The sequence below is a fragment of the Leucobacter sp. PH1c genome, assembly GCF_000633415.1.
Lineage (GTDB): Bacteria > Actinomycetota > Actinomycetes > Actinomycetales > Microbacteriaceae > Leucobacter.
The window spans coordinates 56,753-73,620 of record NZ_AYMV01000030.1 but is presented as its reverse complement, the minus strand read 5'-3'; the positions used below and the strand labels follow the sequence as shown (position 1 = coordinate 73,620).

General features: G+C 72.2%; 12 protein-coding genes. 7 read left to right on the top strand and 5 right to left on the bottom strand.

The window, feature by feature from the left end:
- Positions 1 to 129 precede the first annotated feature (129 nt).
- The 3 genes from U874_RS0110865 to U874_RS0110855 are packed head-to-tail and all read right to left on the bottom strand — an operon-like array spanning position 130 to position 2,847.
- On the bottom strand, positions 130 to 600 hold the full coding sequence (locus U874_RS0110865; protein WP_369802352.1) for a GNAT family N-acetyltransferase: 471 nt from the start codon (positions 598 to 600) through the stop codon (positions 130 to 132).
- Between the two features lie 31 nt (positions 601 to 631).
- A complete protein-coding gene (locus tag U874_RS0110860) occupies positions 632 to 1,483 on the bottom strand; it encodes a polysaccharide deacetylase (protein WP_051582889.1) in 852 nt (283 codons plus the stop codon).
- Positions 1,480 to 2,847 carry an APC family permease gene (locus U874_RS0110855; RefSeq protein ID WP_025134568.1) on the bottom strand — a complete coding sequence of 456 codons (1,368 nt, stop codon included), beginning with the start codon at positions 2,845 to 2,847 and terminating at the stop codon, positions 1,480 to 1,482. The genes U874_RS0110860 and U874_RS0110855 overlap by 4 nt, the downstream gene beginning before the upstream one ends.
- A 221-nt stretch (positions 2,848 to 3,068) precedes the next feature.
- On the opposite strand from U874_RS0110855, the gene U874_RS0110850 reads away from it, so the two are divergent.
- Both U874_RS0110850 and U874_RS0110845 read left to right on the top strand, forming a co-directional pair.
- Complete coding sequence (locus U874_RS0110850; RefSeq protein WP_081809992.1) at positions 3,069 to 3,878, top strand: SDR family NAD(P)-dependent oxidoreductase; 810 nt, start codon at positions 3,069 to 3,071, stop codon at positions 3,876 to 3,878.
- Positions 3,875 to 4,759: an SDR family NAD(P)-dependent oxidoreductase gene (locus U874_RS0110845; protein WP_081809991.1), complete on the top strand. Its 885-nt coding sequence runs from the start codon at positions 3,875 to 3,877 to the stop codon at positions 4,757 to 4,759. Before U874_RS0110850 ends, U874_RS0110845 begins: the two co-directional genes overlap by 4 nt.
- 73 nt (positions 4,760 to 4,832) lie before the next feature.
- On the opposite strand, the gene U874_RS0110840 is transcribed toward U874_RS0110845, so the two are convergent.
- Positions 4,833 to 6,560 carry an ABC transporter substrate-binding protein gene (locus U874_RS0110840; protein ID WP_025134565.1) on the bottom strand — a complete coding sequence of 576 codons (1,728 nt, stop codon included), beginning with the start codon at positions 6,558 to 6,560 and terminating at the stop codon, positions 4,833 to 4,835.
- A gap of 406 nt (positions 6,561 to 6,966) precedes the next feature.
- On the opposite strand from U874_RS0110840, the gene U874_RS14395 reads away from it, so the two are divergent.
- Together U874_RS14395 and U874_RS14840 are read left to right on the top strand one after the other, a co-directional pair.
- Positions 6,967 to 9,615, top strand: a complete 2,649-nt coding sequence (locus U874_RS14395) for a helix-turn-helix transcriptional regulator (protein ID WP_025134564.1) — start codon at positions 6,967 to 6,969, stop codon at positions 9,613 to 9,615.
- A 367-nt stretch (positions 9,616 to 9,982) separates the two neighbouring features.
- Positions 9,983 to 12,457, top strand: coding sequence for a LuxR C-terminal-related transcriptional regulator (locus tag U874_RS14840; protein WP_025134563.1), 2,475 nt, complete (start codon positions 9,983 to 9,985; stop codon positions 12,455 to 12,457).
- Here U874_RS14840 and U874_RS0110825 read toward each other — a convergent pair.
- Positions 12,399 to 13,376 carry a LysR substrate-binding domain-containing protein gene (locus tag U874_RS0110825; protein ID WP_025134562.1) on the bottom strand — a complete coding sequence of 326 codons (978 nt, stop codon included), beginning with the start codon at positions 13,374 to 13,376 and terminating at the stop codon, positions 12,399 to 12,401. The genes U874_RS14840 and U874_RS0110825 overlap by 59 nt on opposite strands.
- Positions 13,377 to 13,525: 149 nt before the next feature.
- Between U874_RS0110825 and U874_RS0110820 the strand changes: the two genes are divergently transcribed.
- From U874_RS0110820 to U874_RS0110810, 3 genes are all read left to right on the top strand, one after another.
- Complete coding sequence (locus tag U874_RS0110820; protein WP_025134561.1) at positions 13,526 to 14,953, top strand: MFS transporter; 1,428 nt, start codon at positions 13,526 to 13,528, stop codon at positions 14,951 to 14,953.
- A gap of 62 nt (positions 14,954 to 15,015) precedes the next feature.
- Positions 15,016 to 16,236 carry an NAD(P)/FAD-dependent oxidoreductase gene (locus U874_RS0110815; protein WP_025134560.1) on the top strand — a complete coding sequence of 407 codons (1,221 nt, stop codon included), beginning with the start codon at positions 15,016 to 15,018 and terminating at the stop codon, positions 16,234 to 16,236.
- Complete coding sequence (locus U874_RS0110810; RefSeq protein ID WP_025134559.1) at positions 16,233 to 16,853, top strand: NADPH-dependent F420 reductase; 621 nt, start codon at positions 16,233 to 16,235, stop codon at positions 16,851 to 16,853. Before U874_RS0110815 ends, U874_RS0110810 begins: the two co-directional genes overlap by 4 nt.
- Positions 16,854 to 16,868 lie beyond the last annotated feature (15 nt).

Genomic DNA, 16,868 nt, shown 5'->3' with positions numbered 1-16,868 from the left:
GCGACGCGCGGGGGCCTGCTCGGTTGCTGTCTCGGCTGCCCGCTGCGCTGCTGTCTCGGCTGCCAGCTCGGCTGCTCTCGGCTGCCGGCTGCGCTGCTTTCCTGGCTGCCCGCCCGGCCGCCAGCTCGGCTACGCGCCGGCGGGCGCTTCGAGCGCGAGGTGCAGGATCGGGTAGGGCCGCCCGTCGCCGTCGATCGGGCTGCGCCCCACCTCGACGAAGCCTCGGCTCAGGTAGAAGCCGTGGGCCCCGGGGTTCTGCTCATTCACGTCGACCCGTGTGACCGCGTGCGCGCGCACGGCCTCCGCGAGCAGGGCGCTGCCGACCCCGCCCCCGCGTGCGGCGTTCGAGACGAAGAGCATCTCGAGCGAGCCCTCGGCGATCCCCGCGAAGCCGACAGGCTCGCCCGCCCGCTCGGCGACGAGTAGCTCGACGGCCGGGAAGTAGGCCTCGGCGAGGAGCCCCTCGATCCGCGCGAAGTCCTCCGGGGCGAGGAACTCATGCGTGGCCCGCACGGCGCTGCGCCAGATCTCCACGAGCGCGGGGTACTCCGCAGCGCCACGGCTCGGGCGGATGGTCAGCTCTGCGTCAGATTTCGGCACGATCCGATCCTGTCGCCCGCCACCCGCCCCGTCAAGCCGACGCGGCAGGCAACGCGGCAGGCGGCTCGGCCGCGGGCAGGGCTCCCGTGAGCACCGGGATCCCGGGCAGCGCCGCAGTCTCTGCGCCCGTGCCGATCCATGCACCGAGCTCACGGAGCTTCATGATCGCCCGTTCGATCAGCGGCAGGCGCGAGGGCCGCCCCGAGATCATCGGGTGGAAGGTGAGCATGACATGCCCGCCGAGGTCCGCGATCCCTTCGATCTCGGGCTCCCACACCTCCCACACCTCGCGCGGGGAGCGGATCGTCTTCTCCCACGTGTCATTCGCGAACCAGAAGTGCGGGGCGTCATCCAAGATCCACGAGATGGGCAGTTCGACCATGGGATGGGTGTCGTGCCGATAGGGACGAATGTCGTTGAGCAGATTCGAGGAGTAGGCGAAGCCAGCCTCGGTGATGAGGTCGAGCGTGTGCGCCGAGAACTCCCAGCTCGGCGACCGGTATCCCGTGACCGTCGCACCGAGGTCGCGCAGCACCTCGAGGCCGGCCGCGAGCTCGCGCGCTTCGGTGTCGCGATCCATGCGCGTCGGCGAGACATGGCTGTGCCCGTGATGGGCCACCTCATGGCCGGCCGCGATGATGCTGCGGATCGCTTCCGGGTGGCGCAGGGCGTCGCGGCCGCTCACGTAAAACGCCGCGGTGACGTCGAGGCGCGCGAGGAGGTCGAGGATCAGCGGCGTACCGACGCGGGCGCCGTACGCGCCCTGGGAGAGCACGCCGGGCCGCTCCGCGTTGGCGGGGTCCTCGCCGATCCACACCTCCTCGGCGTCGAAGTCGAAGGAGATCGTTGCCCCGAAGCGCGCACCGTCCGGGTAGGCGATCATGCGCGGTCCCCCGTCTCGCTGAAGTCGGTGTCGGCCATGCGACGGGTGAATCCCCGCGTATTCCACAGCAGGTAGCCGAGACCGATCGCGACCCAGATGAAGCCGACGATGAAGGCAGGGCCCGTGAGCTGCGTCCACAGCCAGGCGGTCACGCCGAATCCGAGCAGCGGGATCAGGCCGTGCCGCAGGAGCGACGAGAACGAGCGCTCCGCTCGATCCACGAGGTAGTGCTTCATGACGCTCAGGTTCACCATGGAGAAAGCGGCGAGCGCGCCGAAGTTGATCATGACGACGGCCTGCTCGATCGTGAGCACCGTCGAGAGCAGCGCCACCACCGCGACGACCACGAGCGCCACGACCGGCGTCTGCCAGCGCGGGTGCACGATGCCGAGCTGGCGCGGCAGTACGCGGTCGCGACCCATCGCGAGCATGATGCGCGACACACTCGCCTGCGACACCATCGCGGAGGCGAAGCAGCCGAGCACGTAGACGATCACGAAGATGACGCCGAACACCTGCCCGCCGAGCTGCACCATGATCTCTACCCCCGCAGCATCCGGGTTCGCGTAGTCGGTGCCGGGGTGCGCGAGGTTCCCCGCCCACGCGACGAGCGCGAAGAGCAGTCCCGCAATGAGCGTGGCGAGGAGGGTGGCGCGCGGCACGGTCTTTCGGGGATCCTTGGTCTCTTCGGCCATCGTCGAGATGCCGTCGAAGCCGAGGAAGCTGAACGCGAGGATCGCGGCGCCCGCGACGATGAGCGGGAACTGCTCCGAACCGGGCGTGAACGAGGCGAACAGCTGGCCGGGCTCGACCTCGGCCCGTGCGAAGCCGAGCACCACGAAGACGCCGATCACGATGGCGGTGAGCCCCATGATGACCGCGGAGACGCGGCTGACGAGCTTCACTCCGAGGATGTTGAGGACGAGCACGATCGAGAGGAGGGCGAGGCTGAAGATCCAGGCGGGCACGCCGGGCAGGATCGAGTTCAGGTAGACGCCGGCGAGCAGGAAGCTCACCATCGGGAGGAAGAGATAGTCGAGCATGAGCGTCCAGCCGGTCATGAACCCGATATTCGGGCCGAACGCGTGGCGGGCGTAGCGGTAGGCGGATCCCGCGGTGGGGATCGAGGCGACCATGCGCCCGTAGCTGTAGGCGGTGAGGAGCATGGCCGCGGTGGCGACGAGGTAGGTCGCCGGAAGGTGCCCCTCGGTCTGCTGGTTGATGAGCCCGTACGTCGTGAACACCGCGACGGGAGACATGTAGCTGATCCCGAACAGGATCAGGGTGGGCAGGTTGAGCGTGCGGCGGAGGCCGACGCCGTCCGTCGCCTGGGCGGCGTCGGAAACGGTCGATGAGGACGACATCGCTGTGGGTCCTTTCTGGGATGTCACCCGCGACGGAGCGGGATCGCATCTGCAACCTTCGCCGACGCCTCGCGTCTCGAGCAATGCGTAATCCTACGCAGCCGGGCAGTACGCAATCTTGCGGATTGCCGACGGGTCCCGCGTCGCGTTGACTCGTGGGAGGCCCGGCGCTGCGCTCGCAGCGATCGGCGCCGCCCCGCACGCGAAGAAACGAGGACCCGATGCCCGCTCCCGGCACCGACGCACCACAGCCCCGAGAAGCCACGCCCGGCGGGCCGCCTCCCGTGGCGATCGTCACCGGGGCGTCACGCGGCATCGGCCGCGCGGTGGTCGAGCGTCTCAGCGCGGAGGGCTGGCGCGTGGGTGCGATCGATCGTGAGCTGCCCACACCGGGCGCCGGAGACGATCCCGCCCGTGTGCACCCCGTCTGCGCCGACGTGCGCGATGCCGCGCAGCTCGCGGAGGCGACGGCAGCGGTGGTCGCCCGCTTCGGGCGGCTCGACGCCGTCGTCGCGAACGCCGCGATCGGCGGCCCGGACGGCGTCTTCGCGGAGCTGCCGCTCGACGCGATCCGCGAGGTAATGGACATCAACTACTTCGGCGCTGCCCACGCGGTGCGGGCCGCCGTGCCGCACATCCGGGCGCACGGGGGACGCGGCCGGATCGTGCTCCTCGGCTCCCTCTTCGCGCAGCAGCCCGTTCCGGGCGCGGCACCATACATCTCCTCGAAGGGTGCCGTGCAGGGGCTCATGCACGCGCTGGCGCTCGAACTCGCGCCCGCGATGACGGTCAACTCGATCGCGCCCGGATACATCATGACCGACATGCACCGCGAGGAGCTCGCGTTCCGCGCACAGCGCGCGGGCACCTCGTTCGACGCGCAGGCCGCAGCCGTGCGCGCGCTCATCCCCCTCGAACGCCACGGTTCGCCCGCCGACATCGCCGCGGGAGTGTCATTCCTGCTGTCCGAGGCGGCGGGGTACATCACCGGGCAGACGCTCAACATCAACGGAGGAGTCCAGATCTCATGACCACAGGAGCAGCATCAGGAGCGCCCAGCGTCGGGACGGCCGGATCCGGGACGGCCGGATACGGCACGGCTTTGCCCGGCGCAGCGCAGGAGCCCGCCCGCCAGTCGCCCGCGCCCCGCGCACGACGGCTCCTCGTCACGGGCGCCGGCGCGGGGATCGGGGCGGCGACCGCGGCCGTCGCGCTCCGCCGCGGCTGGGAGGTCGCGGGACTCGATCTCGCGGGGACCCCGCTCGCGGAAGCCCCGCGCGCAGGAGGAGCAGATCCGGCGGCCCGCCCCGGCCCGTTCCCGATCCTCCAGTGCGACGTCGCTGACGAGGACTCGGTGGAGCGGGCGTTCGCCGCGCTCGATGCGCTCTGGCCCGAGGGCCCCGACGCCGTCGTGCACTGCGCAGGCGTCTACCGGGTCACCCCGCTCACCGAGACCTCGGCTGCGGCCTGGGACGGCGTGCTCGGGGTGAACGCGCGCGGCAGCTTCCTGGTCGCGCGCGAAGCGGCGCGCCGAATGCGGAGCGGCTCCGGCGACCGCGCGATCGTGCTCCTCTCGAGTATCGGAGCGATCCGCGGGGACGACCACGAGCCGAGCGCTGCCTATTCCTCGTCGAAGGGCGCCGTGTCCTCGCTGACCGGGCAGCTCGCCGCAGAGCTCGGGGCTCTCGGCATCCGCGTCAACGCGGTGGCCCCCGGCGTGATCGACACCGCCATGACCACGCTGACCGACGACCCCGCGGCGGCGTCCGCGTTCTTTGCGCAGCGGGTGCCGCTCCGTCGCGAGGGCACGGCCCCCGAGGTGGCCGAGGCGTGCGTCTTCCTCGCCTCCCCCGAGGCGGCCTACATCAGCGGGGCGGTGCTGCCCGTCGACGGCGGCCAGTCCGTGCTGTAGCGGTGCTGCTGGCTGGGCCGGGCTGGATCGGGCTGGGCCGGGCTGGCCGACGGAGTCTGCCCAGCCCGCCGCCTCAGTCGAGGACCGACATGCGACCGCCGGAGTATCGGTAGGTCACGGTTCTGGTGGTGAGGGTCGCGTCGGCTGAGTCGAAGGGGTAGCCCGCGACCGTCTGGCCCGGCGTGCCGAGGGCGTAGGTGCCGTTCACCCCGCGGTGCACCATGAGTCGGAGCGCGTCGGACACGTCATCGGCCCGGCGCGATCCGGAGAAGAGGAACGCCTGGGCGAGCAGCTGGGCCTGATCGAAGGCGGCACTCGCCTGGCTCCAGCCGGGGGCGCGGCCGAAGCTGCGCGTGTACCCCTCGGCGAAGCGCTGACCGAGCAGGTCCCCCGTGCGACCGGTGGTGGTCGACCAGATGACCCCGTTCCCGTCGTCGCCGAGCTCGTCGAAGAAGCGCGGGATCGAGGGCGTGTACAGGTGGAACACGGGGGTCTCCACGGAGACGCGGCGCAGCGCGCGCTGCAGCTCGATCGCCACCTCCACGTCGAGGTGCGACACGATCACGAGGCCGGGCGCGGTGCGCAGCGCCTCGGCGGCGATCGCGTCGGCATCGCCGATCGTGAGCCCCACGCCGACCGTGGCGTCGACCGTAATCCCGCTCGCATCGAGCTCCTCATGGATCCCGCCCGCGGAGAGCGAGCAGCCGTAGCCGTCGAGTTCGATGATGGAGACGCGCGGGGCACCCAGCTGCCCCGTTTCCCGCGCACGCACCAGGTGGGCGCGCAGGCCCGAGGTGTACGAGCGCTCGGTCGGCGAGGTCTGGAAGGTGTGGGCGAAGCGCGTGGGATCTTGCGCGACCCGGAGCGCGGAATCCGTCCACGAGTTCGTGTGCAGGAAGGGCCGGTGGTAGTCGGAGGCGAAATCGAAGATCTCGGGGGCGAGGGCGCTCGCGTAGGTGCTGAGGATCGCGTCGACGTCCTCGGAGGCGAGCCGGGCGAGGCCCGCCGCCACGGAGTCAGCGGAGAGCGGGTCGATCGCGATCCGCACCGGTTCGAACGGGCGCCCCTGAGCGCCGCGGTGCATCTGGGTCATCTGGGCGAGGGCGAGCTCGGCCCCGTGCGCGGCTTCCCGCCCATCGTCGGCGAACGAGCCGTCCGTCACGAGGAGGCCGATGCGCAGCGGTGCCCGCGTGGGGCGCGGCGCGCGACTCGGCTCGGCGAACGGGCGGGGGTGCCGGCTCGACGCGCGCCCGGCGGCGTCGAGCGCGAAGACCGGGAGGACCGGATCCCGCAGGGGCTCCCCCGGCACCGGGAGCAGCGCCCACCCCTCATCGGCCACGACTGCGGCGAGCGCGGAGCGCGTCGGTAGCCCGTGCCGCATCAGGAGCCGACTGATCTGCGTGGACACCGTGCGGGGGCTCGTGCCGAGGCGCTGCGCGATCTCCTTGTCGGCGAGGCCTGCCGCGATGAGCGTAGCGATCTCGATCTCGCGGTTCGACAGCCCGCCCGGGGCGCCCGGCCCATACTCGAGGGCGAGCGAGACGCGGTCGACGGGGGCGAACTGACCGGCCGCGGCCTGGTGCTCCGCGAGCCCCGGGGCGCACAGCGCCACGCGCCACCAGGCGTCGCCGTCGCGCAGCACGAAGCGGAGCGTGGCGACACCGAGGGTACGGAACCGCTCCGCGTACGGGCGGAGGCGCGCGAACGCCTCGGGGATCTCCGCGGCGCCGTCGGCGTCGAACGCGATGTCCCACTCCCGGAAGCCGGAGGCCGTCTGCCCCCGCAGGCGCTGGCTCTGCATGGGGTCATTGTAATCGCTGCGCGGTCCGCTCCCGCCGGGCGCGGAGCAGCGGGATCCCGACCGTGGCGAGGAGCCAGGGGCCCGAGGGTGTGCGGTGCTCGGCCGCGGGCAGGGATCGGGGCTCGCGTTCCAGGCGGGATCCCGGCCAGCGGGAAGATTGGGGCGACTTTGCCCCGGTTTGACCCCTCGATACTCACCCAAACTCGAACAAAGTTGCAGTTTGCACCGGTACGCCCCGATTCGCGCGGTTCGCCCGTCACCCCGAGCACCCGAGCCCCCAGCGCCACCCCGCCCCAGCCCCACCCCACCCCGGCGCGGGATCCACGCGCGCCAGGCCAGGAGCCTCTAAGCTGCCGCACAGGAGGCCGGGCGCTCCCGCCGAGGCTCCGGGAGGGGGCGCAGCACGATGGCCGTTCTGGATCAGGTGGTGGCAGACGCGCTCGCGGCGGTGCGCGCGGGCCGCAACGTGCGCATCACCGGCAAGCGCCTGAGCGGGCGCAGCACCGTGCTCCGCACCGCCGTCGCCGAGCTCGAGAGCACCGGTGTGCGCGTCATCTCGGCCGCGGGCGATCGGCTCGCCGCCGAGCAGCCCGGCTACGTGCTCGAGCACCTGCGCAGCGGGCTCGGCGTCACTCCGCGGGCGCGGGATCTCGCCTCGACCGTCGACGCGCTCGCCGCAGCGCTCACCGCGGACGACGTGTTCGCGCTCGACGATCCCCACCTCATCGACGCACTCTCCCTCCGCGCGATCGCCGCACTGCGCCAGCGCCTCGGTTTCCGCATCGTGCTGACCGAGTGCGCGGGCCGGCTGCGCGACGCCGAGCTGCCCACGGTCTGGCCCGAGACGGTCGTGCCGGTGCCGGATCTCGATCTGCCGCGCACCGCCGCGGTCCTCCAGGATCTGCTCGGCGAACCGGTCGAGCAGCGCACGCTCACGCTGCTCTTCAGCAGCTCGGGCGGGGTGCTCGGGCTGCTCCTCGCCCTCGCGGATTCCGCCCGCACCGCCGGGCTCCTCGTCCGCGAGGGCGCTCAGTGGCGCGCCCCGAACGGCGAGCTCTGGAATCCGCACGTCGCCCCGCTGCTCGACGGCCTGCTCACCGAGCTCGCGCCGGAGGAGCGCGGGCTCATCGAGTGGATCGCGGCCGACGGTCCCGTGACGATCGAGGAGGCCCGCACCCGCGCAGACGCGGCCACGCTCGCGCGGGTGCTGCAACTGAAGTTCGTCGCCCCCGCGGGGCTCAGCGAGTCCGAACTCGTGCAGGTGTGGCCGCCGCTCCTCGCGCAGCGCTTCCGGGCGGCACCGCGCGTCGGCGCGACGCGATCGGGCCCCGGGGACGACGTGAGCGGCCTCGGCGAGGTACTGCTCGGGGAACGCCCGTCGCACCCGCTCGCGCTCCTCGCCCGCGCCTTTGCGGTGCACGACGAGGAGCTCGCCGCGTCCGCGTACCGCAGTTGGAGCCTCACCCCCACCCTCCGCAACGCGATCCACTACCTCCAGACCGCGATGGGCATGCCCGCGGAGACCGCGCGGGTGCGCACCGTGCTCGCGCGCACCCGCTTCGATCCGCAGCGCCGCTCGGCGCCGGAGAACGTGCTGCTCGCGTTCCGCAAGCTGGACTGGCTGCTGTTCGAAGAGCGAGATCCTGCGGCCGCGCGTGAGCTGCTCGAGGCATCCATCGCGCTCCTCCCCGAGCACGAGTTCACGCTGCGCACGGGAGCCGCGGCCCTCGGCGTGCTGAACGGCGAACCGGCTCCGAGCGCGCCCGAGCACATCGACTTCGCGAACGCCGACGTCTCGCTCGTCTCCGTCTCGCTCGGGCTCGCGCTCGTGCGGGGCGATCTGCCGCGGGTCCGCGCCGGGCTCGAGGCGGCAGGCGATCGCCCGGACTTCCGCCCGATCGCTGCGTACTTGGAGCCCGCGGTGCTCCTCCTGAACGGCGAGGTGCGCGCCGCGCTCGAGCTCGCTGAACTGAGCCGCGAAGACGCGCGCAGGAGGCTCGACCGCGCGGAGTTCTGCATTCTCTCCTACGTGTCCGCGCTCTGCGCGCAGCACCTCGGGGAGTACGAACTGCTGGACCGGGTGCTCTCGGAGGCGGCCGTGGTCGGGCGGCCGCGCGTCGTCTGGGGCATCGTCTACAGCGCCTTCCTCACCATCCGGGCCGGGGCGGCGCACTTCACGGGGCAGACCGCGCTGCGCGACTCGCTGCTCCGCGAGGCTACGAGCTACGCCCCCGAGACCGGGCCGTACCTCGGGATGGGCACCGATTTCATCACGGCGACGGTGCAGCACTCCGACGATCCGGATCGCTTCGGTGCCCTCGCGAGCGCGTGCGTGGAGGCCCGCCTCTCTCGCAACTTCCTCGTGGGCGCGGTGCAGACCGCGGTGACCGGGCTCGAACTGGTGTGGCGGGCCGAGCTCGCGCACGCCCTCCTCCGCGCGGCCGAGCGCGTGCACCTCCCCGCCTATGCGCGAGCGGTCGCGGTGACGGAGCGGCTGCTCGCGCGGGACCTCGCTGGGGTACGCGCCGTGCTCGCCGAGGCCGGAGACGACGCCGAGGATCGTGCGCTGCTGCTCCGCATGCTCGGGGCCGCGCTCCGCGCGTTCCGCGCCGAGGCGATCGCGCCCGAGCCGGAGACGGCTGCCGGTGCTGAATCTGCTCCCGGTACTGAAACTGCTCCCGATGCTGGGACTGCTGCCGACGCGGAGACTGCGGCCGAAGCGGTGCGAGCGGCAGCGGATGCTCCACGGGTCGCGGCGCAGGCGGGATCCGGCCCCGTGCCCGGCGCCGACTCCGAGATCGCCGAGGAACTGCTGAGCATCATCACGGCGGAGTTCGGCGAGGCCGTGGGCTACTCGGCCGCGGAGCGCGCACTCGCGCAGTTGAGCGCCCGTGAGCGCGAGATCGGCCGCCTCGGCGGGCAGCTCTCGAACCTGGAGATCGCCGAGCGCCTGCGCCTCAGCAAGCGCACGGTGGAGAATCACATCTCGAACGCGCTGCGCAAGACGGGGCTCACGAACCGGGCGGAGCTCGCGGAGCTGCTGCTCACCCGGTAGCGGTCCCCGGTCGGCGGCGCCCGCGCGCCGCCCGCCACAACACCGCCACCACACCCGCCACGACACCCACGGACGAGCGGCGACGACACTCAGTCGACCGAGCCCCACACTCATTCGAGCTGCGCTTCGGCCCCCGGCCCGTGCGCAAACCGCGACGGGCCTGCGCGAGCGCGCCCTGCCGGCACCTAGCGCCGCTCCCCCGTCACACTCACCGCACGGCCCCCGGTCAACACTTGCAGGGTCCCGCCACGTGCGGGGTCTCGCCGCTGGCCGCGATCCCGCCCGCGACGAGGCACGGTATGCGCAGCCGCCCCGGCGGACGGCACGCGCGCCGCCCCCGCACACCCGAGACCCGAGGGAGCCGACCATGCTCGTGTTTGACCAGAACGTGCAGGATGCCGTCGAGGCGGCCCGAGCGGGCCGCAGCATCCGCGTGCTCGGCCGCCGACTGAGCGGGCGGTCGACGGTGCTGCGCGGCATCGTCGAGGCGCTCGAACTGACGGGGCACAATGTGTTCCAGGCCGCGGGCGATCAGCTGTCACGGCAGCAGCCGGGCTACGTACTCGAGCAGCTCTTCGAATCGCTCGCCATCTCGCAGCGCAGGCACAATCTGTACACGGTGGTCGACACGCTCGCATCGGTGCTCTCGGCGCGCGACATCATCGCGATCGACAACGTGAACCTCGCCGACTCGCTCTCGCTCCGGGTCGTCTCGGCCGTGCGCCAGCGGGTCGGCGTGCGGGTCATCACGACGGAGGTCACGGGGCGCAGCCGCGACGACGAGTTCCCCGCACTCTGGCCCGAGCACGTGCTCGCGATCCCCGAGGTCGATCTCGCGACGAGCGCGCTGCTGCTCCAATCGGTCCTCGGCGGGCCCGTCGACCCGCACGCGCACGCCCAGATCTACGGCAAGGTCGGCGGCAACGTGGGCCTCACCGTCGCGCTCGCCGAGAGCGCGCGGCACGCCGAGCTGCTGATCTTCACGAACGGCTCGTGGCAGGCCCGCAACCTCCGGCTGTGGAACACCCACCTCGGGCCGCTCCTCAGCGGGCTCGTCGCCGAGCTCGAACCGGAGGAGCAGGAGCTCGTGTCCTGGCTGGCCGAGAACGGCCCCACCCCGCTCGAATCGGTGACCGAGCGCTTCTCGGCGAGCGTGCTGCGCCGCGTCTTTGAGCAGCACTTCGCGGCGCAGATGGGGGCGCAGGGCGCGCTTCTCGTGCAGGTCTGGCCGCCGATCCTCGCGAGCCGCCACCAGTACTCCGCGGACGCGCACACCGCGTTCCCCGAGGACGCCGTGGCCCGCCACGGGCAGCACACCACCGACGCCGCCGGGAACAGCCTCGCCATGCTCGCGAAGGAGTTCGCCGATCACGAGGTCCGCGCCGCCCAGGAGGCGCTCCGCGCCTGGCGCATCGCGCCCACGCTCGCGAACGCGCTCACCTACCTGCGGCTCGCGCTCGGTCTGCCGCGGGAGGCCGAGCACGTGCGCCGCGTGTTCCGCCAGACCCCGCACGGCACGCGGATCGGCCAGTCCGCCGCCCACCTCGAGTACGCGGTGCGCCGCATGCAGTGGCTGCGGCTCCAAGAGCACGACGAGGCGGGAGCCGACGCGCTGCTCGAGCAGCTGCGCTCACTCAACCCGTTGCACGAGTCGGCGCTCCTCGGCGCGGACGCCACCGTCTCGGTGTTCACGGGGCAGGGCGTGCCCGAGCTCGCCCAGCTCGGCGCGGCGGCGACCGCGCCGGGCGAGGCGTTCACGCTCACGGGGAGCATGGTCGCGGCGCTCGCGCGCGGCGAGCTTGACCGGGTCGAGGAACTGCTCGAACTCGCCCGGTCGCGCGCGGCGCTTGCCGCGATCCCGGCCTGCATCGCCTCCGCGAAGCTGCTCTTCGACGGCCGCGTGCGCGACGCGCTCCGCCTCACGCTCGAGCGCAGGCTCGACGCGCGGGAGCGGTCCGATCGCACCCAGTTCTGCGTGCTCAGCTACTGGGCCGCCGTCTGCGCCCACCACCTCGGCGCCACCGAGCGGATGCACCAGTACCTCTCGGAGGGCACCGTCGTCGGCGCCCCGCGCGGCGAGCTGAGCGCGTTCTACGGCGCACTCTTCAACATGGAGGCGGGTGCCGCCCACTTCAACAACCAGCACGCGCTGCGCGACAGCCTCCTCCGCGAGGCCGCCGCGCGGATCCCCTCGATCGGCCCGTTCCTCGGCATGAGCCTCGAGTTCCTCGACACCGTGATCCGGCACTCGGACACCCCGCCGAGTTTCGCACGCGACTCGGTCTCGGTCGTGACGCGCAGCCGCGAGCTCGGCTACCGCGTCGGCGCGCAGCAGACGGCCGTGACCGCGCTCACGATCCAGTGGAGCGCCGAGCTCGCCGCGGCGTTTCTCGCGAGCCACGAGGAGACTCCGCTGCCGCTCTACGCTGCGGCGGCGGCCGGCGCGCGGCTCGTCGAGGCCGGCGACGTGACCGAGCTGCGGGCGTGGGGGCAGGCTCTCTCAGCGGAGGAGGACGACGCCGATCTCCTGATCCGGCTCTTCGGGGCCGCGTTCCGCGACGCGCGCAGTCGCGGGGCCGATGAGCTCGCCCGGGCGCTCGAGGAGATCGTTACGCTCGTGCTGGACCGCCAGGCGCCCACGCAGCTGAGCGAGGACGACGCGACCGTGCTGAGCACCCGGGAGCAGCAGGTCGCGGTCCTCGCGGGCGAACTCACGAACCACGAGATCGCGGAGCGGCTCGGCATCAGCCGGCGCACGGTGGAGAACCACATCGCGAACGCGCTCAAGAAGACGCGGCACTCGAACCGGCGCGAGCTCTCGCGCTTCGCGACCCGGCGCTGAGCGGGGCGGCACTGAGCGGGGCGGCGCCGAACTGCTCCTCCGCGAAGTCGAGCAGCGCGGAGGCGCGGGGCGTGAGCCCGGTGTCGCGGGGCCAGATCCCCACGACGTGCGAGACGGTGACGGGCGGGTCGAGCGGCCGGATCACGACGGGGCGCCCCTCGAGGCTCAGCGGCAGCACGTGGGGCCGCGACATCAGCAGCCCGTAGCCGAGGCCACGCGCCACGAGCGCCTGCACGAGTCCGATCTCGGTCACGCTCGCGGCGATGTCCGGCTCTAGGCCGCGCGCCGCGAACGCGTCGAGCACGTTCGTGGTGCCGGGGGTCGCGTCGAACTGGATGTAGGGCTCGGGCGCCAGCTCGGCCAGGTCGATCGCGTCGGCCGCGGCGAGGGGGTGCTCCGGGTGGAGGTGCGCTTCGAGCCGCGTCTCGTAGATGTTCCTGCGGCGATACCCCGCGGGCAGGGAGACGTCGTACACGAGGGCGACGTCGAGGCGCCCGCCCTGCAGCTCGGCGAGGAGCTTCTCGTTCGTGCCCACGAGGATCTCGACCTGTACGCCGGGATGCCGCTGCGGGAAGCCTTCGAGCAGCTCGGGCACCACGTTCGACGCGAAGGTGGAGTAGCAGCCGAGCTTCACGGGGCCCCGGAGCTCCTCGCCCCGGCCCGCGCTGAGCACGAGCTCCCGGGTGTCGGCCACGATCCGCCGCGCCTGCCGCGCGAACTCCTGCCCCGTGGGCGTGAGGGTGAGGCCGCGCGCCTTCCGCCGGACGCAGAGCTGCTCGCCGACGGTGTGTTCGAGCACCGTGATGGCCTGGGAGAGCGCCGACTCCGAGATGTGCAGGTGCGCGGCGGCCGCGCTGAGCGTGGTGAAGTTGGGCAGCTCGGCGAAGAGCTCCAGTTGGCGCAGGCTGACGTCGGCCACTTCGCCGCACCTCCCTCGGGTTACTTCAGTTCAACCGAACTTGTTCCTCATATTACTGTGATTTACACGGAGAGCCGGGGCCGGGAACATGAGAGTCACCCGCCGCCAGCTCCCCGCTGCGGCGCCCGACAATGACGTTAGGGACCACGATGACTTCTTCCCCCGCCGCCGACGCTTCCGCCGGCACTTCCGCAGGCACCACAGCAGGCACCGCCGCTGGCCGCTCCACCTCGCTGCGCCGGATCGCCTTCGCGACGATCATCGGCACCACGATCGAGTGGTACGACTTCTTCATCTACGCCACGAGCGCCGGCCTCGTGTTCGCGCAGCTCTTCTTCCAGCCCGCGGGCGGCGAACTCGGCCTGCTCTTCTCGCTCGCCACCGTCGGCATCTCCTTCCTGTTCCGCCCGCTCGGCGCGTTCCTCGCCGGCCACTTCGGCGATGTGATCGGGCGACGCGCGGTGCTCGTCATCACCCTCGTGCTCATGGGCGCGGCGACGACCCTCATCGGGGTGCTGCCCACCTACGCCCAGATCGGCATTGCAGCGCCCATCATGCTCCTCGTGCTCCGGATCCTGCAGGGCCTGTCCGCGGGCGGCGAGTGGGGCGGCGCCGTGCTCATGGCCGTCGAGCACGCCCCCGCGGATCGTCGGGGCCGCGCGGGCTCCTGGCCCCAGCTCGGGGTGCCGCTCGGCTTCCTCCTCGCCTCCGGCATGACCGCGCTCATGACAGGCCTCATCTCCCCCGGCGCGGCCTACCTCGAGTGGGGCTGGCGCGTGCCGTTCCTCGTGAGCATCGTGCTCATCGCCGTGGGCTTCGTGATCCGCCGCTCCGTCGAGGAGAGCCCCGTCTTCACCGAGATCGCCGAGCGCGGCGCGCAGAGCAGCGTGCCGGTGCTCGAACTGTTCCGCCGCCACTGGCACCTCGTGCTGCTCGCCGCGCTCGTGTTCGCGGGCAACGGCACGCTCGGGTACATGACCACGGGCGGCTTCCTCAACAACTACGCGATCAACGTGCAGCAGATCGACACCACAGCCGTGCTGATCGCGGCCGCCTTCGCGGCGCTCGTCTGGTTCGGCTCGACGCTGCTCGCGGGCATCCTCGCCGACACGATCGGCCGCCGCACCACTTTCTTGCTCGGCTTCGCATTGCAGGCGCTCATCGTGTTCCCCGTGTTCTGGCTCGTCGATCACGGCGGCCTCCCGGGCCTCTACGCGGCGCTCGTGCTCATCTCCACGAGCCTCGGCCTCACCTACGGCCCGCTCGCGGCGTGGTACTCGGAGATCTTCCCCGCGTCGGTGCGCTTCTCGGGCGTCTCCATCACCTACGCGCTCGGCGCGATCCTCGGCGGCGCGTTCGCTCCCCTCATCGCGCAGATGCTGCTCGAATCGACGGGATCGACGATCGCCGTCTCCGCGTACCTCCTCCTCGCCTCGCTCCTCGGCGGCGCGGCGACCCTCTGCCTCCGGGATCGGAGCGGGATCCCGCTCGGCCCCGACCACGAGGCGGAGCAGGCGAGCGGCGCGACGGTGTTCACGCCGGCGGCACCCGCGCGCGAGCTCGCCGCGCGAGCGTGAGCCGCGCGGCTTGATCCCGCACCGCAGCATTCCACGTTGACCAGCAGTACGAAGGAGCAGCAATGGTCAGTCAATCCACCAGCATCGCGATCATCGGGGGCGGGATGGGCGGCCTCACCGCCGCCATCGCGCTGACCCGGATCGCGGGCGTCGAGGTCACCATCTTCGAGCAGGCGAGCCGCCTGGGCGAGGTGGGCGCCGGGGTCACGGTCGCGCCGAACGCGCAGCGCGTGCTCGACGCTCTCGGGGTGCTCGACCGCGTGCGCGAGGCGGGCGCGGTCCCCGACGGGCACGGCGTGTACCAGAACTCGATGGGCGGCCTCGTCACCGACGCCGCGTGGGAGGACTCGGCGCGGCAGTACCGCAACATCGGCATGTACCGCCCCGACCTGATCAGCGTCCTCGCGAGCGAGGTCGCCCCCGCCACGATCCGGCTCGGGCATCGGCTGGCCGCTGTCCACCATTCGGGGGCCGGCGTGCGCCTCGACTTCGAGAACGGCGAGACGGCCGAGTTCGATGCCCTGATCGGCGCCGACGGCATTCACTCGGTCGTGCGGCGCGCGATCGGCCAGTTCCCCGAGCCGGTCTACTCGGGGTACATCGTCTATCGCGGCGTCGTCGACGCCGCGCGCCTACCCGCGGACTGGCCCATGATCAGCCAGGTGTGGATGGGCGATGAGCGCCACTTCATGTGCTACCCGCTCAAGCAGCGAAAGCTCTTCAACTTCGTCGCCGGGGTGCCGAGCGACCGCCCGCTCGCCGGCCCCTGGTCCGGACCGGCGGAGGTGAGCGAGCTCGCGGCCGAGTTCTCCTCGGACATCTGGGATCCCCGGCTCGCGCGGTTCATCGACGCGATCGAGGAGACGTTCTGGTGGGGCCTCTTCGACCACGAGCCGCTCACGAACTGGTCGCGGGGACCGATCGCGCTGCTCGGCGACGCCGCCCACACGATGCTGCCCCACCAGGGGCAGGGGGTGAACCAGGCGATCGAGGACAGTATGGCGCTCGCCACGTTCCTCAGGGCCGCGAAGACCCCGGCCGACATTCCCGAGGCGTTCCGGCGCTACACGGCCGTGCGCATGCAGCGCACCGCGATCCTGCAGCACGGCTCGCGGCGTTCCGGCTGGATGTTCGACGCGCAGCACGAGTTCGCGGATCTCGCGAAGCGCGACGCCGATCTGCGCGTGGGGCGCGACTTCCGCCGCAGCGCCGTCTTCGACTACGACGCGCAGAAGGTCGCCGAGCAGGCGCTCACCCGATTCGAAAGGACCCCGGTCGCATGACCTCGATCAGCATCATCGGCAGCGGGAAGATGAGCGCGGCGCTCGCCGCGGTCGCCGCACGGGCTGGCGCCCCCACCCAGATCGTCCGCCGCAGCACGACGAGCAGCTCGGGCGAGCTGCCGGGTGTCGCGTACAGCGCGCTCGGCGAGCCTCTCACGGGCGAGCTCGTGGTGCTCGCCGTCCCGTTCGTGGCCTACCCGAGCGTACTCGAGCACTACCGCGACCAGCTCGCCGACCGCGTGGTGGTCGACATCAGCAACCCGATCGATTTCACCACCTACGAGCCGCTCGCGCTGCCCGGGGGCTCCTCCACCGCGGCCGAGCTCGCGCGGCTCCTCCCGCCGGGCACGGCCGTCGTGAAGGCGTTCAACGTGAACCTCGGCGACACGCTCACGAGCGGCACGAACGGCACGACCCCCACCACCGTGCTCTTCGCGGGCGACTACGCGGAGGCGAAGATCGCGGTCGCGGGGCTCATCGAGGGCGCGGGGCTCCGCGCGGTCGATGTCGGCCCGCTGCCGCGCGCCCGAGAGCTGGAGGCCATGGGATTCCTGCAGATCGCGCTCGCGGCGGCCGGGAAGACCCGCAACGAGTCCGGTTTCGCGCTGCTCCCGTAACCGGGTGCGGGCCGG

Coding starts and splice junctions, on each gene's coding strand:
- U874_RS0110810 (WP_025134559.1), top strand. CDS start 16,233: ATGACCTCGATCAGCATCATCGGCAGCGGGAAGATGAGCGCGGCGCTC.
- U874_RS0110840 (WP_025134565.1), bottom strand. CDS start 6,560: ATGCAGAGCCAGCGCCTGCGGGGGCAGACGGCCTCCGGCTTCCGGGAG.
- U874_RS0110820 (WP_025134561.1), top strand. CDS start 13,526: ATGACTTCTTCCCCCGCCGCCGACGCTTCCGCCGGCACTTCCGCAGGC.
- U874_RS0110850 (WP_081809992.1), top strand. CDS start 3,069: ATGCCCGCTCCCGGCACCGACGCACCACAGCCCCGAGAAGCCACGCCC.
- U874_RS0110860 (WP_051582889.1), bottom strand. CDS start 1,483: ATGATCGCCTACCCGGACGGTGCGCGCTTCGGGGCAACGATCTCCTTC.
- U874_RS14840 (WP_025134563.1), top strand. CDS start 9,983: ATGCTCGTGTTTGACCAGAACGTGCAGGATGCCGTCGAGGCGGCCCGA.
- U874_RS0110815 (WP_025134560.1), top strand. CDS start 15,016: ATGGTCAGTCAATCCACCAGCATCGCGATCATCGGGGGCGGGATGGGC.
- U874_RS0110845 (WP_081809991.1), top strand. CDS start 3,875: ATGACCACAGGAGCAGCATCAGGAGCGCCCAGCGTCGGGACGGCCGGA.
- U874_RS0110855 (WP_025134568.1), bottom strand. CDS start 2,847: ATGTCGTCCTCATCGACCGTTTCCGACGCCGCCCAGGCGACGGACGGC.
- U874_RS14395 (WP_025134564.1), top strand. CDS start 6,967: ATGGCCGTTCTGGATCAGGTGGTGGCAGACGCGCTCGCGGCGGTGCGC.